A 25,497-nucleotide genomic window follows, 5' to 3' on the forward strand; every position below is an offset into this window, starting at 1 on the left:
GGCGCGGAGCAGGCTGCCGTCCTGCTCCGCGCCCACACGGTCAGGAGAAGGTGACGGACGCGGCGACGGACGTGTATGGAGCGGTGTGCTCCACGACCAGGACGGAGCAGGGGCCGTCGGAGCCGCCCGCGTCGTCGCACAGGTAGCTCGCCGGCTGATCGGTTCCGGTGTGGGCGTTCGTGATCGTCGCGTCCAGAGTCACGCCCGTGAGAACGACCGAACCGCCGTTGCCGGCGACAGAAGCGGCGATGTACTCGCAGGCGGGCCGGGAGGGAGTTCCGAAGTACTCGTCCGAGCACAGTCCGACACGGTAGTTCTTTCCGACCTCGGTGCCGGTGATCGTGATGTTGGTCGTGAAGCCCGATGCCGAACCCGACGATGTGGACAACGTGACCCCCGTGAGCGCCTGCGCCGGCATCGCCGCGCCGAGCACGAGCGCTGCCGATCCCGCGAAGGCGAGAAGCGCGCTGAGGAACCGGCCTCGATTGCGCCGCTTCCTGTCCATGTGTGATGCGTTCATTCCTGCTCCACCTCTCGGTAAAGTGGGCGCAGCCGTACGGCCGTGCCCATCCCAAAAACGACGCCACGTTCGTGCCGCCGTCTCGGAGCCGTGCGGTCGACCGGGGCGAGACCTCCGTCAAGATCTCTCGTCCCGGTCTTCCACCGCGGCTCGATCGTCGCGCCGCGGTGCTCCAAGCATCCGTTCGGGTCACGCTCAGCACCTCGCTGGAAGGAAGCTGAGCAAAGCCAAAGTATCGCCTCAGAAGGAGGTAGGCAAGGCTTGCCTTAGTTGTACTCTCGGACGTGCGTGTCGCTGCAGCCGAGAGAGCGCGCCCGAGCCCGCGGGCTCCGCGAGACGAAGCCCCGCACGGGACGAGCTCCGCGGCCCTTCGTCTCGGAGCTCCGCTCCTCGCTCAGGGACCGATGAGTGGGGATGGCCTCGCTCAGGGGTCGACGGGCGGGGGCTTCCGGTCGATCCACGGCCCCGGCCGCACCCACGCGCTCGACGGCGAGCTTCGCAAAGTGCGCTCAGCGCGATGCGCGGAAGCCGCTCCGCCGCAGGAAGAGCACGGCGACCACACCAGCGAGCAGCACGCCGGCCGGCAGCAGGATCGCCTGCGACATCGCGGTCGCGAACGGTCCCGCGACCATCGCCGGCAGGGTTCCGCCGCTGAACTCGGACGCTCCGCCGGCCACGCCGGGCAGGTTCGCCGCGAGCCGGCCCTGCATGAAGGCCGCGATCGCGGCCGAGCCCAGCACCGACCCGATGGTGCGGGTCGTGCTGTAGATGCCCGCCCTGGCGCCCGCCTGCCGCGGGTCGAGGTCGCGAGTCGCCGTGGCCGCGAGAGGCCCCCACATCCCGGCCTGTCCGATGCCCATGAGCGCCGACGGCAGCAGGAACATCAGGATCGGGGTGCCGAGGTTCATGAGCAGCCCGTACCAGCCGAGCGAGGCCACCACCGCGAGCATGCCCGGCACCATCAGGAACCGGGGATCGGTGCGGTCGAGCACGCGACCGGCGAGCGGCGACAGGATTCCGGCCGCGACGGCCATCGGCACCAGCAACAGCGCCGACTCGGTCGGGGTGAGACCCCGGGCGAGCTGTACGAAGAACATGAGCGGCAGGGTCATCGCCGTCACGGTGAATCCGACCGTCGAGATCGCGAAGTTCCGGTCACGGAACAGCGCCATCGGCACGAGCGCCCCACTCCTCGTGCGGAACTGCTGCCAGACGAACACCGCGAGCACCGCCGCACCGGCGGAGATCAGCATCCACACCGTGACCGGTCCCCAGATGACGCCCCAGTCGTAGTGCTCGCCCTCCTGCAGCCCGAACACGATGAGGAACAGCGCCACAGAGCTGCTCCATCCGAACTAATCCATATGGACTATATAGCCGAGCCGCGGAAGGAGTGCGCGCCTCCGCGATAATGGCCGGGTGACCGACCCCTTGAGCCTTCCCGGCTGGCGCCACGCCTATTCCGGCAAGGTGCGCGACCTGTACCTCCCCGCCGACCTGCCGGAGGGCGCCACCGCCGGGCGCATGCTCGTGGTCGCGAGCGATCGGGTGAGCGCCTTCGACCATGTGCTCGCCCCGGGCGTCCCCGGCAAGGGCGCGCTGCTCACGGCCCTGAGCCTGTGGTGGTTCGACCGGCTCGCCGGCGGCGACGGGGGGCGCCGCATCCCGAACCATCTCGCCGCCGACCACGTGCTGGGCGCCGACGACGACGCGCACTCGCTGATACCGGATGCGGTCGCCGGACGCGCCATGGTCGTCCGGGGCCTCGACATGCAGCCCGTGGAGTGCGTGGTGCGCGGCTACCTCACCGGTTCCGGCTGGGCGGAGTACCGCGAGAGCGGGACCGTGTGCGGCATCCGTCTCGCCGACGGGCTCGGCAACGGCGACCGGCTGCCCGAGCCGATCTTCACGCCGGCCTACAAGGCACCGCTCGGCGAGCACGACGAGAACATCTCGTTCGCGCAGACCGTCGAGCTCGTCGGAGCCGAGCGAGCGTCCGAGCTGCGCGACCTGTCGCTCGAGATCTACGCCCGCGCCGCGGCGACGGCCGAGGCGCGGGGGCTCATCCTCGCCGACACGAAGTTCGAGTTCGGCCTCGACGCGGAGGGCGTCATGACCCTCGCCGACGAGGTGCTCACCCCCGACTCGTCGCGGTACTGGGATGCCGCGGCCTGGGCCGAGGGCGCGACGCCCGAGGCGCGGATGGCGAGCTTCGACAAGCAGATCGTGCGCGACTGGCTCGCGGCAGCCTGGGTGCCGCGCGAGGGCACCCCGCCGGAGCTGCCCGCCGACGTCGTCGAGCGCACCACGGCCCGCTACGCCGAGCTGCTCGAGCGCCTCACCTCCTGACCCGCTGCATTCCGCCGAACCGCGAGACTGCAGCGGAGCGCCGAGACAGCGGGGTTGCCCCTCGGTCTCGGCGCGCACATGCAGTCTCGCGGCCCGGTCGATGCAGCGCTCGCTGCGTCACCCGCCCACGCCCCGGGCCGGTGACGCGGCCCGGACGATGTCAGGCGGACTCGCGCACGACCAGCTCGGTCGGCATGATCGTCGCGTGCGGCGGCTCTGCGCCGTCGAGCAGGTCGAGCAGCACCCGCGCCATCCGGCTGCCGTGCTCGTACGAGGGCTGGCGCATCGTCGTCAGCATCGGCGCGACGCTCGTGGCGACCGACGAGTCGTCGTACCCCATCACCGCGACGTCGTCGGGCACCCGCAGCCCCGCGCTCTGCAGCACCGCGAGGGCCCCGCGGGCCATGAGGTCGCTCGCCGCGAACACCGCGTCGGGAGTCCCTCGGTCCAGGATGCTGCGCATCGCGGCCGCGCCGCCCTCGGCGGTGAAGTCGCCATCGGCGGCCATGCCGGGCTGCAGTCCCGCGGCGGTGAGCGCCTGGCGGTATCCCTCGAGACGGTCGACGCCGGCGGTCATCGTGAGGGGACCCGTGATGGTCGCGATCGCACGGTGTCCCCGACCGATCAGGTACTCGACGGCCACGCGCGCGCCCCGCGTGTTGTCGACGTCGACGAAATACGTGCCCTCGCCCGGCGACGGCGGGCGACCGCCGTAGACGACCGGGACGGATGCGGCGATGCGCTCGACGAACGTGTCGCTCGTGTGGTGCGACACGATGATCGCGCCGTCGATCGATCCGCTGCGGACATACCCCAGCATCTTGTCGTCGGGGTCGTTGCTGGCGATCGCGAGCGTGAGGACGTAGTCGGATGCGGCGATCGTGGCGTTGATGCCGGAGACGATCGACGCGAAGAACGGGTCGCCGAAGAACCGATGCACGTCCTCGGGGACGATCACCGCGACCGCCAGCGTGCGGCTGCTCGCCAGCGCGCGCGCCGCGCGGTTGGGCACGTAGCCGAGCGTGTCGATGGCCCGGCGCACCGCATCGAGCGCCTCCGGGCTGACGGCCGTCGACGCGTTCACGACGCGCGAGACCGTGGACCGGGATACCCCCGCGACGCGCGCGACCTCTTCGATCGTCACCGATGCCGCCATGGCGTTCCTCTCCCGCCCCGTCGCCCCGACTCTGGTGCGGCGCGATCCGTGCGCGACTCCTCCGCGTCGCCCGGGTACGACGCGGAACGGCCCGGCGGGTCCTCTTCCGAAGGAGTTGCGCTCACCTCGTCACCGTTCCCGCACAGTCTCGATCGCCCTAGATCTCCCGAGCGCGGATGATCCGACTGTACTCGCGGGCGCTGTCCTTGAGCGTGCGCTCCTGGGTGTCGTAGTCGACCCGGACGATGCCGAACCGCTTCTCGTAGCCCCACGCCCACTCGTAGTTGTCGAGGAACGACCAGTAGAAGTAGCCGCCGACGTCGACGCCCGACTCGATCGCGTCGAGGATCGCCACGAGATGCGCGCGCAGGAAGTGCACGCGCGCGCTATCGTGCACGCGGGCGACGCCGTCCTCGACCACGGCGACGTCGTCGTACGCCGCACCGTTCTCGGTGACGAACAGGCGCGTGCCGGCGGCATCCGAGTAGTCGTCGGCGACCCGACGGAGGAGCCGGGTGAGGGTCGGGGCGTCGACCTCCCAGTGCATCGACGTGCGGGGCATCCCGCGGTCGTGCCAATGGATGTCGTGCGACACCGGAAAGGCCGACTCGCCCCGCCGGTCGGTGGGCGCGTCACCGCTCGTCGGAGGTGCCGCCGGGATCGTCCCCCCGACGTATTCGCCGTGGTAGTAGTTCACACCGAGCGTGTCGATGCGCGTCGAGATCGCGTCGAGATCGCCGGGGCGGATGGCGCGCTCGAGGGCGGCTGCCGCATCCGGGACGTGGGCGGTGAAGTCGGAGAGGATGTCGGCCGGGTACTCGGCGCGGAAGATCGGGTCGAGGAACCACCGGTTGAACTGACCGTCGATGCGACGCGCGGCGTCGGCGTCGGCCGGGTCGTCGGGATCGACCGGATCGGCGACCGTGAGGTTCAGCGTGATGCCGAGGTTCAGGTCGGCGTCGCGCCCGCGCAGCGCCTGAACGGCCTGCCCGTGGCCGAGCAGCAGGTGGTGCGCGGCGAGCACACCCTCGGCCGGCGAGTAGTGGCCGGGCGCGTGCAGGCCCGCGGTGTAGCTCAGGAACGAAGAGCACCACGGCTCGTTCAGCGTCGTCCACACGCCTACCCGGTCGCCGAGCGCGTCGTGCATGTCGAGCGCGTACTCGGTGAAGAGGTCGGCCGTGTCGCGGTTCGTCCATCCGCCCTTCTCCTGGAGCGCCTGCGGGAGGTCCCAGTGGTACAGCGTCAGCCAGGGGAGGACGTCGGCCTCGAGCAGCTCGTCGACGAGCCGCTCGTAGAAGTCGATCCCCTTCGGGTTGACAGGGCCGCCGTCGGGCCGCACCCGGGCCCAGGACGTCGAGAAGCGGTAGGTCTGCAGGCCGAGCTCGCCCATCAGCGCGACGTCGTCGCGGTAGCGGTGGTAGTGATCGCAGGCGACGTCGCCGTTGTCGCCGCCTACGACGGCGCCGGACACCCGGCTGAAGGCGTCCCAGATGGAGTCGCGACGGCCGTCCTCGTGGGCGGCGCCCTCGATCTGGTATGCGGCGGTGGCAGCGCCGAAGAGGAAATCCTGGGGGAACGTGCGGGGCGTGGAGGGCATGTCGTCGTCCTTTCGCTGGAGTGTATGGGAGCGCTCTCAGGCCTGTCAAGGAGTCCGCGGCCCAGCGTCCCTCGCGAGAAACCACTTCCGCCGCGACACACCACGCATAGCGTGATGTCCGGACGCGCGTGTGGTTTCTCGCGGGGGGCTGGACGGCCGGGGGCGCCGGGCGCGGCGACTAGACTGGGGGACGCCACCCGGACCGCGCACCCACGGAGCCTCTCATGCCCACGATCGTCGTCGACGTCATGCCCAAGGCCGAACTGCTCGACCCGCAGGGGAAGGCCGTCTCGGGCGCACTCGCCCGCCTCGGCGCCGACGCCGTGACCGGCGTGCGCATCGGCAAGCGGTTCGAGCTCACGGTCGACGGCGAGGTCGACGAGGCCGTGCTGGCCACCGTGCGCGAGATCGCCGACGAGGTGCTCTCGAACTCCGTGATCGAGGACGTCGTGGGCATCGAGGTGGTCGAGTGACCGCCCGCATCGGGGTCATCACCTTTCCGGGCTCGCTCGACGACCGCGACGCCCAGCGCGCGATCCGCATCGCCGGGGGCGAGCCGGTCGCCCTCTGGCACGGCTCGCACGACCTCGAGGGCGTCGACGCCCTCGTGCTCCCCGGCGGCTTCAGCTACGGCGACTACCTGCGCGCCGGCGCCATCGCGGCGCTCGCGCCGATCATGGCCGAGGTCAAGGACGCGGCCTCGGCAGGCATGCCCGTCCTCGGCATCTGCAACGGATTCCAGATGCTCGTCGAGGCGCACCTGCTGCCCGGCGGCCTCATCCGCAACGCCCACCAGCAGTTCATCCGCCGCGACCAGCGCCTGCGCGTCGAGAACGCCGACACCGCCTGGACGAGCGACTTCAGCGAGGGCCAGGAGATCGTCATCCCGCTCAAGAACGCGGACGGCGGCTACATCGCCGACGCCGAGACGCTCGCGCGCGTCGAGGGCGAGGGGCTCGTCGCCTTCCGCTACCTCGGCGTGAACCCGAACGGCTCGCTCGACGACATCGCCGGGCTCACGAACGAGCGCGGCAACGTCGTGGGGCTCATGCCGCATCCGGAGCACGCGGTCGAGCCCGGCTTCGGCCCCGACACCTCGGTCGCGATGCGCTCGGGTGTCGATGGCGTGGGCTTCTTCCGCTCCGCCATCGCCGCCGCGGTCGCCGCCGCCTGAGCCGCCGGCGCCTCGAGCCGGGCGGGGAATCACTGACTCGCAAGTCGCCGCTCGCGGTTCCTGAACGAGGAGCACAGCTCCGAGACGAAGTCCCCCACCGCGTCGTCCCGCTGCGCGACAGGGAGCCTGCCTACCGGGCGGAGGGTCGCGTCAGCCGGCCGTCGGCGAGGCGGATGACGCGGCTCGCGCGCGCGCAGAGGCCGCGGTCGTGGCTGACACACAGCACCGCGGCACCGCGGGCGGTCTCCGCATCCATCGCGTCCTGGATGCGGCGTGCGCTGTCGTCGTCAAGGCCCGTCGTGGGCTCGTCGAGCAGCAGCAGATCGGCGCGCCGTGCGAGCGCCTGCGCAAGCAGGGCGCGCTGACGCTGCCCGCCGGAGAGCTCGGCGAAGGGCCTGCGCATCAGACGTTCGATCCCGAGCGCCTCGGCCGCCGTCGCGACTGCGACCCGACCAGCACGGCCCAGCAGCCGCCATCCGCCGACGCTGCCCCACACGCCCATCTCGACGACCTCGCGCACGGTCAGCGGAAGCGCACTCGGGATCGCCGCACGCTGGGGCACGAACGCGACGAAGCCGAGACGCCGCACCACGCCGGTCGCCGGCTTGCGCACTCCGGCAACGGTCTCGAGCAGCGTCGTCTTGCCCGCGCCGTTCGGGCCCGTGATCACGGTGAGCCCTCCCCGCTGAATCGCCAGATCGAGCGGATGCAGCACCGTCGCGCCGTCGATCCGCACCGACACGTCGTCGAGTGCTGCGGCATCCGTCCGTGCGGAGACGTCGATCATGCGCGTCAGTCTACTCAATTTGATAATCATTCTCATTATCGTTATCGTCGTCTCCCGTGCCCGCTCCCCTCACACCCCTTGCGCTCGACTTCATGCAGCGCGCCCTGCTCGGCGGCTCGCTCGTCGCCGTGCTGTGCGGGGTCGTCGGCACCTGGGTCGTGATCCGCGGCATGGCGTTCCTCGGCGAGGCCCTCGCCCACGGGACGCTGCCGGGTGTCGCCCTCGCGACCGTGCTCGGCCTGCCGGTGCTCGCGGGCGCCGCGGTGAGCGCGGTGGCGATGAGCATCGGCGTCGGCGTGCTGCGGCGTCACGGTCGTCTCTCGTACGACACGAGCATCGGCATGCTCTTCGTCGGGATGCTGGCGCTCGGCGTGATGGTCATCTCGCACTCGGGCAGCTTCGCGACGGACGCGACGGCGATCCTCTTCGGCGACATCCTGGCGATCACCGCGGCCGACCTGCTGCTGCTCACCGGGGCCGCAGCGCTCGGCGCCGTCGTCGCGACGCTCGGGCACCGCTCCCTCGTCGCCGCCGCCTTCGACGCCCGTGTCGCCCACGTGCTGGGCCTGCGCCCGGCCCTCGCGAACAGCGTGCTCGTCGGCCTTGTGACCCTCGCCGTCGTCGCGTCGTACCGGGCGGTCGGATCGCTGCTCGTGGTCGGGCTGCTGCTCGCGCCCGCGGTCGCCGCTCGGCACTGGACCCACCGCATCCCGACCACCATGGCACTGGCCGCGACGGTCGGCGCCGCCGCGGTCGCCGGGGGACTTGCCCTGTCGTGGCACGCCGGCACGGCCGCGGGCGCCTCGATCGCGGCCACCGCCGTCGCCGCCGCCGCGATCTCGTGGCTGCTGCGCACCGCTCTCAGCCGGACGCGCACGCGCCGCGCCGACGCCGAACGCGAGCACCGGGCCGCGCACGATCCCCTGCCCGGGCACCGGGCCCCGCCCCAGCCGACACCGTCATGACCCGCTCCCCCGGGTTCCGAGAGGATCACGTGCACGCCCGCCCCCTCCTGTCCCCTTTTGCGCTCGGTACCGTGCTGCTCGCTTTCGCGGCCTGCGGCACACCCGCTGCGCCATCCGCGTCCTCATCCTCCGCCGACGACGCGGATCACGGCGGCATCGCGGGCGCGGCCGAGCTGAGCGAGCCGCAGCTGCACCTCACGACGATCGGCGGCGACGGCGGCATCCTGCAGCTCGACCTTCTCGACGAGACGGTCACCGAGATCGGAACGATCGAGCCGGCGGACGCCGCGACCGGCGACGGACGGTACCTGTTCGCCGAGACCGCTGAGGGGCTCACGATCGTCGACAGCGGGATGTGGACGTGGGATCACGTCGACCACTTCCACTACTACCGCGCCGAGCCGCGCATCCTCGGCACGGTCGACGGCAGCGGACCCGCCACGGTCGCGACGACGAACTCGTCCACGACAGGCGGCACCGGCGTGTTCTTCGCCGGCGCCGGCGTCGCCGTCCTGCTCGACACGGCGGCGCTGTCGAAGGGCGAGATCGTCGAGCGGTTCCGCCTCGAGGTCGAACCGCACGACGGCCTGGTCGTGCCGGTCGGATCGTTCGCGCTCGTGACGGGTGCCGATGGCACGGTCTCGGTGCACACGGCGACCGGCGCGGCGACGCCCGGCATCGCCGCGGAGTGCCTCGCCCCGCGGGGCACGATCACCACGCGCGTCGGCGCGGTGATCGGCTGCCACGACGGCGCCCTGCTCGCCACCGTCGTCGACGGCACGGTCGAGGTCGAGCGGATCCCGCTGCCCGAGGGGGCGGGCCCCGTCTCGTCGTTCGCGAACCGCGAGGGACGCCCCACCGTCGCCGGGCTCGACGAGAGCGGGCGCATCCTGCTGCTCGACACCCGCGAACGCGCCTGGACCGTGCTCGACGCGCCCGCGCCGCTGCGGCAGGTCTCGGCGGTCGACGACGCGCACGAGCACCTGCTGGGCCTCGCCGAGGACGGCCGCGTGCTCGTCATCGACGGCGCGAGCGGCGCGCTGCTCGCCGCGACCGACCCGCTCCTGCCCGAGACCCTGGCCGCAGCCGGACTCGCGACCGTGTCGCTCATCGCCGACGACCAACGCGCCTACCTCAACGCCCCCGCCGAGAAGGCACTGTACGAGATCGACTATGCCGACGCGGCCCGCATCGCGCGTGTCTTCGAGACGGATGGCGAGCCGGCCCACCTCGCTCTGACGGGACGATGACCATGAGAACGCGCCTCAGCGCCGCCCTCGCGTCCGCCGTGCTCGCGCTCGGAGTCCTCGCCGGCTGCTCGGCCGCATCCGACGACCGTCCCCTCGTCGTCGTCTCGACGAACGTCCTCGGCGACGTCGTCGGCGAGCTCGTCGGCCCCGACGTGGAGGTGATGACGCTGATGAAGCCGAACGCGGATCCGCACTCGTTCGAGATCTCGGCGCAGGAGGCCGCGCGGCTGCGTTCGGCCGATCTCGTCGTCTCCAACGGCCTCGGACTCGAAGAGGGGCTGCAGCAGCACCTCGATGCGGCGGCCGCATCCGGTGTGCCCGCCTTCGTCGCGGGCGATGCCGTCGATGTGCTCGACTACGCGGAAAGGGATGCGGCCGGCACACCGGACCCGCACTTCTGGACGGACCCCGCCCGCATGGCCGCCGTCGTCGACGCGATCGAGCCGTATCTCCTCGAGATCGACGGGGCGGACGCGAAGGCGATCTCGGAGCGGACCGCCGCCTACCGCGACCGGCTCGACGGGCTCGACGCCGAGATGACGGCGGCCTTCGCCGCGATCCCCGCGGAACGGCGCGCGCTCGTGACCAACCACCACGTCTTCGGGTACCTCGCCGAGCGCTTCGGGTTCCGCATCGTGGGGACCGTCATCCCGGGAGGCACGACGCTCGCGGCGCCGAGCGCGTCCGACCTGGTCGGGCTCGTCGCGGCGCTCGAGGACGCCGGGGTCGCGGCCGTGTTCGCCGAGTCCTCGTCCCCCGACCGGCTGATGCGCGTCCTCGCGGAGGAGGCGAACGTGCACGTCGAGGTCGTGGAGCTGTTCACCGAGTCGCTCACCCCGCCCGGCGGGGGCGCCGAGGACTACCTGACCATGATGCGTGTCAACACCGAGCGCATCGCCACCGGGCTCGCACCCTGAGTCCGCACCACGAGGAAAGAAGAAGGATGCAGATGCACGAGAGACACATGCGCCGCGCGGGCCTCGTCGGCCTCGCACTGATGACCGCTGCGGGGCTCGCCGCCTGTTCCCCCGGGTCGGGAGCCGCACCGACGACGGAGCCCGCCGCATCCGGAGCCGAGGCGGGTCCACGACTCGCGGTGAGCTACGAGGGCGGCATCCTCGTGCTCGACGGAACCACGCTGGAGACGCTCGCCGACGTCGACTCGGAGGAGTTCACGCGCCTGAACGCCGCGGGAGACGGAACCCACGTGCTCGTCACGACGAGCGAGGGCTTCCAGGTGCTCGACACCGGTGCCGCATCCGGCGGCACGCCGGAGCTCACCGACCTCGTCTTCGAGGCCGACATCGCCGGCCACGTCGTGCGGCACGGCGGCAAGACCGTGCTGTACGCCGACGGCACGAGCGACACCACGATCTTCGAGACCGCCGACCTCGCGAGTGCGGGCGATGCGCTGCCCGAGACCGAGACGATCCCCGGCGTCGAGGCGCACCACGGCGTATCGGTGGTGCTCGAGGACGACACGTTCCTCACGACCGTCGGGAACGCGGACGGCCGCACCGGCATCTCGGTCACCGATGCATCCGGCTCCGTGGTCGCCACGAGCGCGGACTGCCCCGGCGTGCACGGCGAGGGCACGGCGAAGGGCGAGGCCGTCGTCTTCGGCTGCGAGGACGGCGCGCTGCTCTACCAGGACGGCGAGATCACGAAGCTCGCCGCCCCCGACCAGCCGTATGGCCGGATGGGCAACGCCTACGTCAGCGAGACCAGCCCGCTGGTCGTCGGCGACTACAAGAACGACCCGGATGCCGAGGGCTACCTGCTCTCGCAGGTCGCCCTGATCGACACCGCCGCGAAGACCCTCGAGGTCGTGGCGCTGCCGGAAGGCGTCGAGTACACGTTCCGCGACATCGCACGCGGTCCGGGCGACCTGGCGTACGTGCTCGCCTCGGACGGCTCCATCCACGTCCTCGACCCGGCGACGGGCGAGATCACGGCGGAGTACCCGGTCATCGCGGCGTGGGACGGTCCCGTGCAGTGGCAGGATCCGCATCCGGCGATCGTCGTCGCGGGCGACGTCGCGTACGTGACCGAGCCCGCCGTCGACGCGGTGCACGCGGTGGATCTCACCACCGGCGAGGTGCTGGCGACCACGACGCTCGACGTCGCGCCGAACGAGGTCGCCGTCGCTGTCGGCTGATCCCTCGGACGACGGTCCGCCCTCGCGCCGTGCCCCGGCAGCCTGCCGGGGCACGGCGCGCGCGGGACCGCACGGACGCGCAACGGGGATAGCCTCGGAAGGGTGACCACCCTCGTCGTCTCCGTCCCCGCCCCCGAGCTCGCCGCCGACATCGAGCCGCTGCCGGAGGGGACGGAGGTGATCGTGTGGGCGATGGACGGGCCCGCCCCGCGCGACGACATCGACCTGGTCGTTCCGCCCTACATGAGCGCGCACGACGTCGTGCGACGCCTCGAGGGCGTGCGCACCCGCCTCGTGCAGAGCCAGTCCATCGGATACGAGGGCGTCGAGGAGCTCCTGCCTGTTGGCGTCGCGTTCGCCAACGCGGCGACCGTGCACGAGACCTCCACCGCCGAGCTCGCCGTCGCTCTCGCCCTCACGGTGCAGCGGCACCTCGACGAGTTCGCCCGCGAGCACACCTGGACCCGGGTCTTCGCCGACAGCCTCGCAGATCGCCGCGTCACGGTGCTCGGCTACGGCGGTGTCGGCAAGGCGATCGCGGCCCGGCTCGCCCCGTTCGAAGTCGAGCTGCGCGCCGTCGCGTCGCGGGCCCGTGTCGAGAACGGCGTGCCCGTCGCCGCCATCGAGGACCTGCACGCCGTGCTCGCCGACACCGAGATCCTCTTCCTCGCACTCCCGGGCTCCGATGCGACCCGCAACGTGATCGGCGACGCGGAGCTCGCCGCCCTTCCCGACGGTGCTCTCGTCGTGAACGTCGGACGCGGCCCGCTCATCGACACCGATGCCCTCGTCGCGCACGTGCGCCGCGGCCGCATCCGCGCCGCCCTCGACGTGACCGATCCGGAGCCACTGCCCGACGGGCATCCGCTCTGGACCCTGCCCGGTGTGCTCGTCTCGCCGCACGTGGGCGGGGCGACCAGCGCCATGCGGCCGCGGATCGCGCGACTCGTCCGGCGCCAGATCGGGCATCTCGTGCGCGGCGAGGAGCCGGAGAACGTGGTGCTGCGCACCTGACCCGAAAGTCCTCACGCTTCGTCTCGCCGCGCTCGCTCAGCGACCGGACTTTCACACCCCACAGAGGGTCCCGCAGGGGCCCTGAGAAGCTGAGGCGAAAGTCCTCACGCTTCGTCTCGCTGCGCTCACGGTTCCTGAGCGAGGAGCGAAGCTTCGAGACGAAGGGCAGCGACCGGGGTCCCGCTGAGCCCGCTCCGGCATCCGCCGACGGCACGGTCACCCGCGCCCCGGGAACTCCCCCACGTCGACGACGACATCGTCGTCCTGGAGGACGAAGCGGATGATGCCGCCCTCCGGGAACGTACGGATCAGCTCCTCCGGGTACTCCATGTCGCTGGTGTACGAGACCCGCTCGCTCTCGCCCGGGATGTACACGTCCATCAGCGGTGCGAGCCCGGAGCCGGCGCAGCCGCCCCCGAGGTACGACGCGCTCTCTTCGGAGAAGACCGCGTACAGGCACTCGGTCGTCCCGTAGATGTGCAGCCCGAGATACTCGCCCCAGTACCGCGTGTCCTCGGTCGCGACGCCGAACCGCGTCGCGACGCTCGGGGCGATCTCCGCGCTCTGGAGCGTCAATCGCGCGTCGTGATGGTGCTCGTCGCGCACGCCGAACGGAAAGGTCCAGGCCGTCAGCCCCGCAGCCACGACGATCGCGACGACGATGCTGAGCACCCACGCGACGCGCGCCCGCCGGCTCAGCGCCGGGGCGGGCAGTGCGGACACCGGCTCGGGCGCGGAGGCGGCGGAACCGGGTGAGGCAGCCGTCGCGGACGCCTCCGATGCGTCAGACGGCTCCGGCGCGTCGGGAGTGGCGGGCGACCCGGGCGCGGAGGCGATGCGCGACCCGGATGCGGACTGCGTCTGTCGATCGCTCGCGTCCGCCGTGCGCTCCGCGGCGAGGTCGTCGGACACGACGCCGACCGCCTGCGCGAGCTGCCATCCGATCGAGGTGCGGGAACGTCCGGGCGCAGCTCCCTCCTGTGCGGTCTGGTCGCCCGCGCTCGTCGGCACCGGCTCCGCGTCGTGGGCAAGCAGGGCGTCCGCATCCGCGCGGGTCCGCCGCATCCGCCGGCCGTCGTGCGGATCGCTCACCGTCGCGAACCCGCCGAACCATTCCGCGAAGAGGTCGTCGGCGCCGCCGGACGTCTGCGCGCCGTCCGGATCCGAGGGGCGCAGGGCCTCCTCCAGCTCGCGCAGGCGGGCGAGCGCCCACGGATCGGACTGGATGTCGGCATCGGGCCCGTACGCGCGGGCGCGGAGCACCGCCAGTTCGTCGTCGATGGCACCCGGCATGGCTCCATTGTGCGCACACCGACGGGAGTTCGCACCCGTGAGCGCAGAGGCCGGCAGAGACCTCAGCGGGCGTCGACGTCCTCGCCCGACCACAGGTCGCCGCACTCCACCGTCAGCGCCCCATGGGCGCGCAGGTACGGGAGGGCGCCGCGATCCCCGGACACGGATGCGGACACCGCCGGCCAGTGCGTGCGTCCGATCAGCACGGGGTGCCCCGGGCGGCCCGCGTACTCCGCCCGGACGAGGGCGGTCGGCGAGGCTCCGTCGGCGAGGCGCGCGACGGCCTCGACGGGCATCGCGGGGGTGTCGACGGTGATGACCACGAGCGCGTCGGCGGCCGTGCGCTCAGCTGCCTCGAGTCCTGCGCGCAGCGACGCGGAGACGCCGACCGTCCAGTCGTCGACCCGCACGGCGTCCGCCCACGGCGGCAGAAGCGCCGCCACCTCGTCGGCGGCCGCTCCGACGGCGACGAGCACCTCGCGACACCCGCCGGCACGCAGGATCTGCGCGGCCCGCGCGACCCAGGGCTCTCCTTCCGTCGTGCGGGCGAGGCCCTTCGGACCGCCGAAGCGCGACCCGGCGCCGGCGGCGAGGACGAGTCCGGCGAGGGTGTGCTCGGAGGGACTCGGGCTCATGATCACGACAGCGTAGCGCGCTCGTAACATGCGCCGATTAGCGTGGCTGGATGCTCGAGCTCGCCCACGATCTGCTGCCGCTGCTGCGCACCGGCGAGACCGTCGCGACCGTCACGGTGGCACACGTCGCCCGGAGCGCACCGCGCGGCGTGGGCTCGGCGATGGCCGTCACGCGCAGCGCCCGGGTGATCGGATCGATCTCCGGCGGGTGCGTCGAGGCGGACGCCGTGGCGCTCTCGCTCGCCGCGCTCGGTCGGGGCGACGGCACGGCGGCCCGGTTCGGGTTCAGCGACGAGCAGGCCTTCGCCGCCGGGCTCGCCTGCGGCGGGTCGATCGACGCGATCGTCAGCGTGGTCCGCCCGGACGACGACATCGCGGTGCGCGCCCTGGAACGCGCGGCGGACGGGAGGCGATCAGCGATCGGGATCGTCCGGAGCGGGCCGCGCACGGGCGCCGTCGTCGAGGTGCCGGCCGACACCACGGAGAGCCGCCTACTCGCCGGGGCATACGACGGCGACGACCTGCTGGTCGTGGCCGCGACGCCCCCGCCGCGGCTGATCCTGCTCGGAGCCGGTGAGCATGCGGCGGCGCTCTGCCGCGTCGGCGCCGCCGCCGGATTCACCGTCTCGGTGTGCGACGTATGGGAGCTTCTGGTCACGCGCGAGCGCTTCCCGGCCGCGGACGACCTGGTGGCGGACACACCGCACGACTATCTCGCACGCCTCGATCCCGAGGAGATCGACAGCCGCACCGCGGTCTGCGTCCTCACGCACGACGTGCGCCTCGACATCCCCGCGATCCGCGTCGCGCTCGGCCTGCCGATCGGGTTCGTCGGCGCGCTGGGGGCGCGGTCGACCGTCGCGCGCCGCGCCGAGCTGCTGCGCGCCGAGGGTATGACGGATGCGGACCTCGCCCGGCTGCACTCGCCCCTGGGTCTCGACCTCGGCGGTGCCAGTCCCGAGGAGACGGCTCTCGCCGTGCTCGCCGAGATCGTGGCCGCCCACCACGGCGGGTCGGGACGCCCTCTGCGGGAGCTCTCCGGTCCTTTGCACCGCCGGGTCGCGGAAGCGGAGCCCGTCTCAGCTGCCGCCGCATCCGTCTCCTGCAGCACATAGCGGCCGCATCTTGGGCGAGCGACTCGCGGCGGCGCCTGTCTCCTGCGATGGCGGCGGATAACGCGTGCGCCACCACAGGCAACTGGCGCCACCCCGGGCGGGTCTCCGGAACGGCCCGTGCGGAAGACCCGACCGCCGGAAGTGCGCCCGCTCACACGCGTGAAACACCCGTGAAACCCGACGCTGCTTGACTCGCTGAACCGAACTGTTCATGTGACCAACATCCGAGGCAGCCGTGGACATCACCACCATCACGAGCTTCCGCACCGCGCGGATCCGCTCCGACCTCGCCCTCGCACCGGGCGAGGTGCTGATCGCGGGCGGCACGTGGCTCATGAGCGAGCCGCAGCCCGAGACCACCGGGTTCGTCGACCTCACCACGATGGGCTGGGCCGACCTCGAGGTCGCCGACGAGGGCCTCCGCATCGGGGCGACGTGCACGATCGCCCGCCTCGTCGCCTGGGCCGAGGGGCGCGCCCCGCATCTGCCCGCGGCACCCGCCGACTGGCGGGCCGTCGCGATGTTCCCGGATGCGGCGAACGCCCTGCTCGCCTCGTTCAAGATCTGGAACACCGCCACCGTCGGCGGAAACCTCTGCCGCTCGTTCGCCGCGGGCGCGATGATCTCCCTCGCCACCGCGCTCGACGGCGTCGCGGTCGTGTGGACGCCCGACGGCGGCGAGCGCCGCCTCCCCGTCGCCGAGCTCCCGACCGGCAACGGCACCAATGCGCTGCTCCCGGGCGAGGTGCTCCGCGCGGTGGAGATCCCCGCGCGGACCCTCCGCTCGCACGTGCTGCTGCGAAAGATCGCCCTCGCCGAGCTCGGCCGCTCCGGCGCCGTCGTGACCGGGCGCCTCGACGCCGACGGCTCCGCCGTCTTCGCGATCACGGCCGCGACCGCGGCGCCCGCCGTGCTGCGCTTCGACACGATCCCGGATGCCGCCGCCCTCGCCGCATCCGTCTCCGGTGCCGACGGCTACTACAGCGACGCTCTCGGCGCCGCGGACTGGCGCCGCGGGGTGAGCGTCGAGCTCGCGGAGCGCATCCGAGCGGACCTGGAGGCGCGCACCGCATGAGGTTCGAGGTCAACGGCGCTCCGATCGACGCCGAGCCCGCCGCCGGCCAGTGCCTGCGCACACTGCTGCGCGAGCACGGGCACACCGAGGTCAAGAAGGGCTGCGACGCCGGCGACTGCGGCGCCTGCTCGGTGCTGCTCGACGGCGAGCCCGTGCACTCGTGCGTCATCCCCGCCGTCCGCGTCGAGGGCGCGGCGATCACGACCGCCGCCGGTCTCGCCCCGGGCGACGAGCTGCATCCGGTGCAGCAGGCGATCGTGGACAACTTCGGGTTCCAGTGCGGGTTCTGCACACCCGGCATGAGCGTGACCGCCTCGACCCTCTGCGAGCACGACCTCGACGACCTCGACCGACGCATGAAGGGCAACCTCTGCCGCTGCACCGGCTACCGCCCGATCCGTGCCGCCATCCGCGAGTCGATCCTCGGTCCCGTCCGCGAGACCGGGGGCGAGACGGGGGACGAGGGCGCGACCCGGGACCAGGGCGTCGGCACGTCGGCGCGGCCGGCGGCGGGACGGCGGGTCGTGCAGGGCCGCGAGCCGTACACGTTCGACGAGGCCGTGCCCGGCGCGCTCGTGCTGCGGGTGCTCGGATCGCCGCACGCGCACGCCCGCATCACCGCGATCGACACGAGCGCGGCCGAGGCGATCGCCGGCGTCGTCACGGTGCTCACGCACGCCGACGCCGACGTCCCCGCGACCCGGTTCTCCACCGCCCGCCACGAGCACCGCGAGGACGACCCCGACGACACCCGCGTGCTCGACGACGTCGTGCGCTTCGTCGGCCAGCGCGTGGCGGCGGTCGTCGCCGAGACCGCGGCGGCGGCGGATGCGGCGTGCCGCGCCATCCGCGTCACCTATGAGGTGCTTCCGTCGGTGCTCGATCCGGATGCCGCCCGCCGCCCCGGAGCGCCGCTGCTGCATCCGGACCGCGCGCCCGCCGACCGCGTCGCCGAGGCGTCGCGCAACGTCGTCGCCGCACTGCACGAGACGCACGGCGACCTGGACGCCGCCCTCGCGGCGAGCGACGTCACGGTGTCGGGCACCTGGCAGACCTCCCGCGTCAGCCACGCGCAGCTCGAGACGCACGGCGCGGTCGGCCGCCTCGACGACGACGGCCGGCTCGTCATCCGCTCGTCGACGCAGGTGCCGTTCCTCACCCGTGACGAGCTGTGCCACGTGCTGGGACTCGAGCGCGACCGCGTGCGCGTGTACGCCCCGCGCGTCGGCGGCGGCTTCGGCGGCAAGCAGGAGATCTTCACCGAGGACCTCGTCGCCCTCGCGGTGCTGCGCACCGGACGCCCGGTGGCCTACGAGTTCTCGCGCACGGAGCAGTTCCAGCGCGCGTCGGTGCGGCATCCGATGCGGGTGGACGTGACCCTCGGCGCGAACGCCGACGGCACGCTCACCGCGATGGGCGTGGACCTCCTCAGCGACACGGGTGCCTACGGCAACCACGCGATCGGGGTGATGTTCCACTCCCTCGCCGAGTCGACCACGATCTATCGCTCACCGGTCAAGCGGCTCGACGCCGAGGCCGTGTACACGAACAACATCCCCTCGGGCGCATTCCGCGGGTACGGGCTCGGGCAGGTGATCCTCGGCGTCGAGTCCGCGATGGACATGCTCGCCGAGCGCCTCGGCATCGACCCGTTCGAGCTGCGCCGCATCAACATGGTGCGCGAGGGCGACCCGCTGCATCCGGACGCCGACAAGTACGAGGAGGACCTCGTCTGGGGCAGCTACGGGCTCGATCAGTGCCTCGACCTCGCTCAGGCTGCGCTGCGCCGCGGCAACGGCGTCGACGCCCCCGCCGGCTGGCTCGTCGGGGAGGGGATGGCGGCGTCGATGATCGCGACGATGGCACCCCGGGGCCACGTCGCGCGGACCTCGGTCGTACTGCGGCCCGACGGCACCTACCGGCTGCGCGTCGGCACCGCGGAGTTCGGCAACGGCACCACGACCGTGCACCGGCAGATCGCCGCATCCGTCTTCGGCGTCCCGCACGACCGGCTCGAGCTCTGGCACGCCGACACCGACGCCGTCGAGCACGACACCGGCGCGTTCGCGTCGGCGGGCATCACGGTCGCCGGCAAGGCGCTGCACGCCGCGTGCCTGGCGCTGCGCGACCGGATGCGGCTGCTCGCCGCCGGGCTCACCGGCACGGATGCCGCATCCGCCGTGGTCGGCCCGGACGGCGTCGACACCCCGGCAGGCCGGATCGGCTTCGCCGAGATCGTCGCCGCGGCCCCCGCCGCCGAGCGCGACACCGACGGGGAAGGCACCGACGGGCTGATCGCCGACGGCAGCGAGCTCGGCGACATCCGCTCGCTCGCGTTCAACGTGCACGCCGCTCGGGTCGCGGTGGATCCCTCGACCGGAGGCGTCCGCATCCTGCAGTCGATCCAGGCCGCCGACGCGGGGTTCGTGATGAACCCGGCGCAGTGCCGCGGCCAGGTCGAGGGGGGAGCGGCGCAGGGCATCGGCAGCGCCCTGTACGAGGAGGTGCTGGTCGACGAGACCGGCAAGGTCGCGAACGCGGTGTTCCGCACCTACCGGGTGCCGCAGTTCGCCGACGTCCCCGAGACCGAGGTGTACTTCGCCGAGACGAGCGACGATGTGGGGCCGTTCGGCGCGAAGTCGATGAGCGAGTCGCCGTACAACCCGGTGGCGCCGGCCATCGGCAACGCCATCGCTCGGGCCCTCGGCACCCGCCCGTTCGTGCAGCCGTTCACCCGCGAGCGTGTCTGGCGCCTCGCCCGGGAGTGACCAGGACGACACACGCCAGGTCGGGCAGGGCGAGACGCCCGGAGCGCCCGAATGGCGCGTGTTCCCTGTGAGGGCGCCAGTAATTCGCGGCGCCATACCAGGAAGCAGGCGCCATCGCGGGCGTGCCCCGTCGGCGTCAGTGCCGGTCGATGAACGCCGAGAGCGCCGCGACCAGGGCCTCGGGGGCGGAGAGCTGGGGCGCGTGATCGCTGTCCAGCGTGACGACCTCGGCGCCCGGCGTCCGCCCCTGCATGTGCCGCTGCAGGGCGAGCGGGATGTCGCGATCCTCGGATGCCTCGACGTACAGGCGGGACAGCGCGCCCCAGCGGTCCGGGGTCCACGTGGGCACGAGGTCGAGGCCCACGTTCCACTGCGGCTGCAGGCGCCGCGCCGCCTCGACCGCCAGTGCCGGCGGCGCGGCCTGGAAGAGCACCGCCACCGCCGCATCGACCGGCACGACCGTGGCGGAGCCATCCCGCACCTCCTCGACGAACGGCGCGAGCCCCATGATCCCCGGCGCATCCCCGAGCTCGGCGCGCACGTCGTCGAAGGCGACGCCCGAGGGCAGCATGATCCCCGCCACGTACGTCACGCTCACGACCCGCTCGCTCAGCGCCTCGCCGGCGGCGGTCGCCACGATCCCGCCGCCCGAATGTCCGACGAGGTGGATGCGGCCCGCCCGCCCGCCGATCGCCGTCTCCACCCGCGCCACGTTCTCGGCGAGGGTGGAGGCGCTCTCGGGTTCCGCCGCGTCCGGCAGCCTCACGGCGATCACGTCGTACCCACGGCCCCGCAGAGCCGGCATGATCGGATCCCACACCCAGTTCGACGCCCATGCGCCGTGCAGCAGCACGACCACCGGGAGGGATGCGGCGGCACCCGCCGGGCTCACGGCGTCCGACGCCGCATCCGCCACCGCGCGGCCCGCGCCCGAATCTCGGCCGCCGGCCGAGTCGCCGCCCCCGCTCACGCGCCGACGGCGGTCGTCACGCGTGCGGCCTCGCGCTCCGCGTTCAGGTTCTTCTTCAGCGACTTGAGCCCCTCGAGCTTCGCCGTGATGTGCTCCTTGAGGGTCACCGGGGCGTAGAGGGGCTCGTCCCCCTCGGGCACGAACGACGCCAGCGGCTGCACGAGCGCTGCCGGGTCACCGTCCTCGAAGAACGCCGCCGATCGCCGCCGCACGATCGTGCCGTCGATGATCGGCGGTTTCACGCGGTGCAGCGTCGACATCCACTGGTCGTTCGTGACACGGGCCATCACGTCGCCGAGGTTGACGAGGAAGGCGTCGTCGGCGGGTTGCACGTCATGCCAGAGCCCGTCGCGGCCGAGCACCTGCAGACCCGCGACCTGATCGGCCCACAGCACGGTGACGACGCCGAAGTCGGTGTGCTCGCCCATCCCGGTCATCTCCGCCCCCAGCTCGATCGAGCCCGGCGGCAGGGCATAGTTGTTCATCCGCAGCACGTCGAGCGAGTGCCGGGTGAACGGCTCGAAGAAGTCCCGTCCGACTCCCAGGGCGTCGGCGAAGATGTCGGTGAGCGTCCTCGCCACTCGCCGCGCCTGGGCGAAGTACGCCTCGACCTGCGGTCGGAAGCCGGCGGGCTCGACCGGCCACGTGTTGTCGGGGTACTCCTCGACGGGCAGCTCCGCATCCGGGAAGTCGGCGCGGGTCACCCCCACGTTGTACGCCTCGAAGAAGTCGTTCATGCGCGTGATCGGGTCGATGCCGATCGTGTAGCTGAGAGACTCGGTCTTCGGAGGCGTGTAGCCGCGGTTCTCACGCTTCGGCCGCATGTACTCCTTCTTCGTCTCGAGCGGCTGCTCGAAGAAGCCGTCGATCGCGTTCGCGATCCCCGTGGTCACGGCGGCCGGCACTCCGTGGCCGACGATCTGGATGAACCCGACCGTGCGGCAAGCGTCGTCGATCTGCTCGGCGACGCGTCTGCGCGCCCCGGGCGATCCTTCGTGCACGTAGGCGGAGATGTCGACCGTGGGCACTTCGAAGCCACTGACCATGACGGTTCCTTCGATCTCGGTGCGCCTCGCTCACGAGGCGGGTGCCGGCGGGATGGTCGGCACACTCTGATCGTAAAGACCTATCTTTGATAGCAGTTATCAATCACATGACGGACGTGTAACAGCCCGCCGCGACGCGCGCGAGGGCATCCCGGCAGACGAGCAGGGCATATTGTGGGCGCGTGCCCGCATCCGAATCCCCGACAGTGACCGGCGTCGCCGCGCCCCCGAGCGACGCTCTGATCGGCGTCTCGCTCGGCCGCGCCATCCGCGAGGCGCGTTCCGCGAAGAAGCTGTCGATGCGGGCACTGGCCGCATCCTCCGACATCAGCCAGCCGTTCCTCAGCCAGATCGAGAGCGGGCAGACGATGCCCTCGCTCGTCACTCTGTACCGACTCGCCAAGGCGCTCGAGATCTCGCCCTCCGCCCTCCTGCCGACGATGCCGGAGCCTGAGGTCGTACACGTGTCGCGACACGACGAGGGCACCTGGGTGCCCATCTCCGATGTGCCGGATGCCGCCACCACCCGGGTGATCTCCTCGGGCACCGCCCGCTTCGCGACCGTGCAGGAGTACCGCGTCGAGCGCGGACAGTACATGGGCGACTGGTTCCAGTCCGACGGCGAGCTGACGGTCTACGTGATCGAGGGGGAGATCGACGTCGAGATCGAGGGGCAGGGCGTCTGGGCGCTCGGCCCCGGCGATGCGATCGCGCATCCCGGCGCGATGCGCAACCGCTGGTCGGTGCGCGGCGACGGGCCCGTCCGCATCCTTCTCGCCTACGCGTTCGCCGCGTAGCGCCACGCCAGGACGCGCCGCGCCGCGCCGAACAGGTAACACCCGCGAAACCTGATTGCCATGTGCAATCAATGATTACTCCTTACAATCACTCTCAGCGCAGTCCCGAGCGCACCGGCACCGGCCGTCTCCGGCGCACGAGAGAGAGTCGTCATGAGCTCGCCCCGATCCTTCGCCCGCTTCCGCGCCACCGCCGTGCTCGTCGCCGGCGCACTCGCCCTGACCGCCTGCTCCGGCACCGCGGCGACCGAGCCGACCACGACCACCGACGCCACCCACGGCGAGCTCGACGTGCAGCTCAGCTGGATCCTCAACGAGGAGTGGTCGGGCGAGTTCATCGCCCAGCACGAGGGCTACTACGCCGACGCGGGATTCTCCGCGGTCAACCTGATCGCCGGCCCGTCGAGCGGCGTCGCGGAGCTCCTCAGCGGCACCGCCGACATAGCCCTCACCGACGCCCTCTCGATCGGCGCGGCCGTCGCGAACGAGAGCGCGCCGCTGAAGGTCATCGGCGCGACGTTCCAGAAGAACCCGTTCACGATCGCCTCGCTCACAGACGGCGCCGACATCACGACGCCCGAGGAGATGATCGGCAAGAGGATCGGCGTGCAGGACGCCAACCGACCGGTCTTCGAGGCGTTCCTCGCCGCCAACGACATCGATGCGTCCGAGGTGGACATCGTGCCGGTGCAGTACGACCCGGCGCCGCTGACCACCGGCGAGGTCGACGGACTGATCGCGTTCGTCACGAGCCAGTCCGTCACCCTCGAGGTGCAGGGGATCGAGGTCACCGACCTGCTGTTCGCCGACAACGGGCTGCCCTTCGTCGGGCACGTCGTCACCGCGACCGACGAGACGATCGCGAACGACCGCGAGAAGCTCAAGGACTTCCTCCGCGCCGAGATCCAGGGCTGGGCCGATGCGGTCGCCGACCCGACCGTGGGCGCGACCCTCGCGGTCGACGAGTACGGCGCCGACCTCGGCCTCTCGCTCGAGACCTCGATCGCGAGCGCCACGGCGCAGGCGGAGCTGCTCGTCGTCTCGGACGAGACGGCCACGAACGGGCTGTTCACGATCTCGGCCGAACTGCAGGAGCAGACGATCGGAAGCCTCGCCGACTCGGGCTACGACCTCGACGTCGCCGACCTCTTCGACCTGAGCCTGCTCGCCGAGGTCTACGACGAGCGCCCCGAGCTGATCGACTACCAGCGCTGAGCCCCACCGGCGGGCCCGGGATGCATCCCGGGCCCGCCCTGCACGACGAGGCACCACCAGACAAGGCACCGCATGAGCACCACCACCCTGTTCACCCCCGACATCGTCGTCACGATGGACGACGTGCAGAGCGTCCTCACGGACACCGCCGTGCTCGTGCGCGGCGGCACGATCGAGGCCGTCGGGCCGCGCGCCGAGCTCGAGACCGCGCATCCCGGGGCCGAGCGCGTCGACCTGCCCGGCCGCCTGCTCATGCCGGGCCTCATCAACGCCCATCACCACTCCGGGATGCTGCGCGGCACCGCCGAGCACCTGCCCGTGTGGGAGTGGCTGCGCGTCCACATCGACCCGATGCACCGGGTGCTGCGCCCCGAGGAGGCCGAGGCCGCCGCCTGGCTCTGCTACGCCGAGGGGCTGCTCTCGGGCACCACCACGGTCGTCGACATGTGGCGGTTCATGGACGGCGCCGCGCGCGCCGCATCCGCCCTCGGCAACCGCCTCGTCTCGGTGAACTACGTCGGCGAGCACCCCGACTTCGACTACTTCGACACCCTCGACGACAACGAGCGGATGCTACGCGACTGGGCCGGGGCCGCGAACGGCCGGATCATGCCGTGGGTGGGTCTCGAGCACCCGTCCTACGCGGATGCGGCCGGCCAGCGGCGCGCGATCGCCATGGCCCGCGACTACGGGACCGGCATCTACACGCACTGCTCCGAGTCCGAGCTCGAGATCGCCGACTTCCGGGACCGCTACGGCGCACGCCCCATGTTCGCGCTGGAGGAGCTCGGCTTCTTCGACGTGCCGCACGCGATGATCGCGCACGCGGTGTGGCTCGACGAGGCCGAGATCGACCTCATCGCCGCGCGCGGAGTGGGCGTGTCGCACAACCCGGTCTCGAACATGAAGCTGGCCAGCGGCATGGCCCCGATCGCCGAGATGATCGCCGCGGGCGTCGCGGTCGGCCTCGGCACCGACGGCGAGAAGGAGAACAACAACCTCGACATGTTCGAGGAGATGAAGGTGGCGTCCCTCCTCGGCAAGCTCCGCACGATGGATGCGGCCGCGATGGACTCGTGGCAGGTGCTGCGGATGGCGACCCGCGGCGGCGCCGCCGCCATCGGCCGCGCCGCCGAGCTCGGGGCGATCGCCCCGGGGCGCAAGGCCGACCTCGTCGCGGTCCGCACCGGCACCCCGCGGATGACGCCGCTCCTGCCCGCCGGCGCGCACGCCAACGTCCACCACAACCTCGTGCACGCGGTGCGCGGCTCCGACGTCGACATGACGGTCGTCGACGGGCGGATCGTCGTGCGCGACGGCCGGCTCGTGCACGCCGACCTCGACGAGCTGATCGAGCGGGTCCGCCTGCTCGTGCCGGGCCTGTTCGCCCGGCGGGCGGAGTGGATCGCCGCTCAGGACGACCTCACAGGCCTGTTCCACCGCTGACCCCGTACCCGATGCTCCCCGACTCCCACCCCCGGTTCGTTCGTCGCGAATGCAGGGTCCGCCACCCGTACATCCTGCATTCGCGACGAACGAACACAGAGGACGCACCACCCCGACGCTGACGAGCACCCGCTCCGCCCCTGACAGCCGCTCCGCCCCTGACAGCC

The 25,497-nt window shown here is 72.1% G+C and carries 23 protein-coding genes; 14 read left to right on the forward strand and 9 right to left on the reverse strand.

Annotated features, from left to right (window positions below; all coding sequences use genetic code 11):
* Positions 1-40: 40 nt before the first annotated feature.
* Together GVL03_RS12735 and GVL03_RS12740 are read right to left on the reverse strand one after the other, a co-directional pair.
* Positions 41-520 carry a hypothetical protein gene (locus GVL03_RS12735; protein WP_159501381.1) on the reverse strand — a complete coding sequence of 160 codons (480 nt, stop codon included), beginning with the start codon at positions 518-520 and terminating at the stop codon, positions 41-43.
* Positions 521-1,029: 509 nt separating this feature from the next.
* Positions 1,030-1,857 (reverse strand): MFS transporter, encoded by an 828-nt coding sequence (locus tag GVL03_RS12740; RefSeq protein ID WP_235038151.1) that lies wholly within the window; start codon positions 1,855-1,857, stop codon positions 1,030-1,032.
* An 82-nt stretch (positions 1,858-1,939) separates the two neighbouring features.
* Here GVL03_RS12740 and GVL03_RS12745 point away from each other — a divergent pair, with 82 nt between their 5' ends.
* Entirely contained in the window at positions 1,940-2,869 is a 930-nt protein-coding gene (locus GVL03_RS12745; RefSeq protein ID WP_159501382.1) for a phosphoribosylaminoimidazolesuccinocarboxamide synthase, read from the forward strand.
* Positions 2,870-3,029: 160 nt separating this feature from the next.
* Here GVL03_RS12745 and GVL03_RS12750 read toward each other — a convergent pair whose 3' ends face one another.
* The gene (locus GVL03_RS12750; RefSeq protein ID WP_159501383.1) at positions 3,030-4,025 is read right to left on the reverse strand and encodes a LacI family DNA-binding transcriptional regulator; all 996 of its coding nucleotides are present in this window, start codon (positions 4,023-4,025) and stop codon (positions 3,030-3,032) included.
* 157 nt (positions 4,026-4,182) lie between these two features.
* Positions 4,183-5,622 carry a GH1 family beta-glucosidase gene (locus tag GVL03_RS12755; RefSeq protein ID WP_159501384.1) on the reverse strand — a complete coding sequence of 480 codons (1,440 nt, stop codon included), beginning with the start codon at positions 5,620-5,622 and terminating at the stop codon, positions 4,183-4,185.
* Between the two features lie 224 nt (positions 5,623-5,846).
* On the opposite strand from GVL03_RS12755, the gene purS reads away from it, so the two are divergent.
* Both purS and purQ read left to right on the forward strand, forming a co-directional pair.
* Entirely contained in the window at positions 5,847-6,095 is a 249-nt protein-coding gene (purS, locus tag GVL03_RS12760; protein ID WP_159501385.1) for a phosphoribosylformylglycinamidine synthase subunit PurS, read from the forward strand.
* Positions 6,092-6,796, forward strand: coding sequence for a phosphoribosylformylglycinamidine synthase subunit PurQ (purQ, locus tag GVL03_RS12765; protein WP_159501386.1), 705 nt, complete (start codon positions 6,092-6,094; stop codon positions 6,794-6,796). The genes purS and purQ overlap by 4 nt, the downstream gene beginning before the upstream one ends.
* Positions 6,797-6,926: 130 nt before the next feature.
* Here purQ and aztA read toward each other — a convergent pair whose 3' ends face one another.
* Positions 6,927-7,583 (reverse strand): zinc ABC transporter ATP-binding protein AztA, encoded by a 657-nt coding sequence (gene aztA, locus GVL03_RS12770; RefSeq protein WP_159501387.1) that lies wholly within the window; start codon positions 7,581-7,583, stop codon positions 6,927-6,929.
* Positions 7,584-7,639: 56 nt separating this feature from the next.
* Here aztA and aztB point away from each other — a divergent pair, with 56 nt between their 5' ends.
* The 5 genes from aztB (at position 7,640) to GVL03_RS12795 (ending at position 12,970) form a co-directional block, all read left to right on the forward strand.
* Positions 7,640-8,548 (forward strand): zinc ABC transporter permease AztB, encoded by a 909-nt coding sequence (gene aztB, locus GVL03_RS12775; RefSeq protein ID WP_306770336.1) that lies wholly within the window; start codon positions 7,640-7,642, stop codon positions 8,546-8,548.
* 29 nt (positions 8,549-8,577) lie between these two features.
* Complete coding sequence (locus GVL03_RS12780) at positions 8,578-9,798, forward strand: ABC transporter (RefSeq protein ID WP_235038152.1); 1,221 nt, start codon at positions 8,578-8,580, stop codon at positions 9,796-9,798.
* 2 nt (positions 9,799-9,800) lie between these two features.
* Positions 9,801-10,715: a zinc ABC transporter substrate-binding protein AztC gene (aztC, locus tag GVL03_RS12785; protein WP_159501389.1), complete on the forward strand. Its 915-nt coding sequence runs from the start codon at positions 9,801-9,803 to the stop codon at positions 10,713-10,715.
* A 32-nt stretch (positions 10,716-10,747) separates the two neighbouring features.
* Positions 10,748-11,956, forward strand: a complete 1,209-nt coding sequence (aztD, locus tag GVL03_RS12790; protein WP_235038153.1) for a zinc metallochaperone AztD — start codon at positions 10,748-10,750, stop codon at positions 11,954-11,956.
* Positions 11,957-12,058: 102 nt separating this feature from the next.
* Positions 12,059-12,970: a 2-hydroxyacid dehydrogenase gene (locus tag GVL03_RS12795; RefSeq protein WP_159501390.1), complete on the forward strand. Its 912-nt coding sequence runs from the start codon at positions 12,059-12,061 to the stop codon at positions 12,968-12,970.
* Between the two features lie 216 nt (positions 12,971-13,186).
* Here GVL03_RS12795 and GVL03_RS12800 read toward each other — a convergent pair whose 3' ends face one another.
* Both GVL03_RS12800 and GVL03_RS12805 read right to left on the reverse strand, forming a co-directional pair.
* Positions 13,187-14,263, reverse strand: a complete 1,077-nt coding sequence (locus GVL03_RS12800; protein WP_159501391.1) for a hypothetical protein — start codon at positions 14,261-14,263, stop codon at positions 13,187-13,189.
* A 62-nt stretch (positions 14,264-14,325) separates the two neighbouring features.
* The gene (locus GVL03_RS12805) at positions 14,326-14,898 is read right to left on the reverse strand and encodes an NTP transferase domain-containing protein (RefSeq protein ID WP_159501392.1); all 573 of its coding nucleotides are present in this window, start codon (positions 14,896-14,898) and stop codon (positions 14,326-14,328) included.
* A gap of 50 nt (positions 14,899-14,948) precedes the next feature.
* Between GVL03_RS12805 and GVL03_RS12810 the strand changes: the two genes are divergently transcribed.
* From GVL03_RS12810 to GVL03_RS12820, 3 genes are all read left to right on the forward strand, one after another.
* Positions 14,949-16,013 carry an XdhC family protein gene (locus GVL03_RS12810; RefSeq protein WP_159501393.1) on the forward strand — a complete coding sequence of 355 codons (1,065 nt, stop codon included), beginning with the start codon at positions 14,949-14,951 and terminating at the stop codon, positions 16,011-16,013.
* A gap of 235 nt (positions 16,014-16,248) precedes the next feature.
* Complete coding sequence (locus GVL03_RS12815; protein ID WP_159501394.1) at positions 16,249-17,088, forward strand: FAD binding domain-containing protein; 840 nt, start codon at positions 16,249-16,251, stop codon at positions 17,086-17,088.
* Positions 17,085-19,856, forward strand: coding sequence for a molybdopterin cofactor-binding domain-containing protein (locus tag GVL03_RS12820; protein WP_159501395.1), 2,772 nt, complete (start codon positions 17,085-17,087; stop codon positions 19,854-19,856). The genes GVL03_RS12815 and GVL03_RS12820 overlap by 4 nt, the downstream gene beginning before the upstream one ends.
* 136 nt (positions 19,857-19,992) lie before the next feature.
* On the opposite strand, the gene GVL03_RS12825 is transcribed toward GVL03_RS12820, so the two are convergent.
* Positions 19,993-20,826: an alpha/beta fold hydrolase gene (locus tag GVL03_RS12825; RefSeq protein ID WP_200847171.1), complete on the reverse strand. Its 834-nt coding sequence runs from the start codon at positions 20,824-20,826 to the stop codon at positions 19,993-19,995.
* Positions 20,823-21,872: an isopenicillin N synthase family oxygenase gene (locus GVL03_RS12830; protein WP_159501396.1), complete on the reverse strand. Its 1,050-nt coding sequence runs from the start codon at positions 21,870-21,872 to the stop codon at positions 20,823-20,825. The genes GVL03_RS12825 and GVL03_RS12830 overlap by 4 nt, the downstream gene beginning before the upstream one ends.
* A 182-nt stretch (positions 21,873-22,054) precedes the next feature.
* On the opposite strand from GVL03_RS12830, the gene GVL03_RS12835 reads away from it, so the two are divergent.
* The 3 genes from GVL03_RS12835 (at position 22,055) to GVL03_RS12845 (ending at position 25,330) form a co-directional block, all read left to right on the forward strand.
* Positions 22,055-22,669, forward strand: coding sequence for a helix-turn-helix domain-containing protein (locus GVL03_RS12835; RefSeq protein WP_159501397.1), 615 nt, complete (start codon positions 22,055-22,057; stop codon positions 22,667-22,669).
* Positions 22,670-22,822: 153 nt separating this feature from the next.
* Complete coding sequence (locus GVL03_RS12840; protein ID WP_159501398.1) at positions 22,823-23,884, forward strand: ABC transporter substrate-binding protein; 1,062 nt, start codon at positions 22,823-22,825, stop codon at positions 23,882-23,884.
* 72 nt (positions 23,885-23,956) lie between these two features.
* Positions 23,957-25,330, forward strand: a complete 1,374-nt coding sequence (locus GVL03_RS12845) for an amidohydrolase (RefSeq protein ID WP_159501399.1) — start codon at positions 23,957-23,959, stop codon at positions 25,328-25,330.
* Positions 25,331-25,497 lie beyond the last annotated feature (167 nt).

The organism is Microbacterium sp. 18062 (assembly GCF_902706225.1).
Taxonomy (GTDB): Bacteria; Actinomycetota; Actinomycetes; order Actinomycetales; family Microbacteriaceae; genus Microbacterium.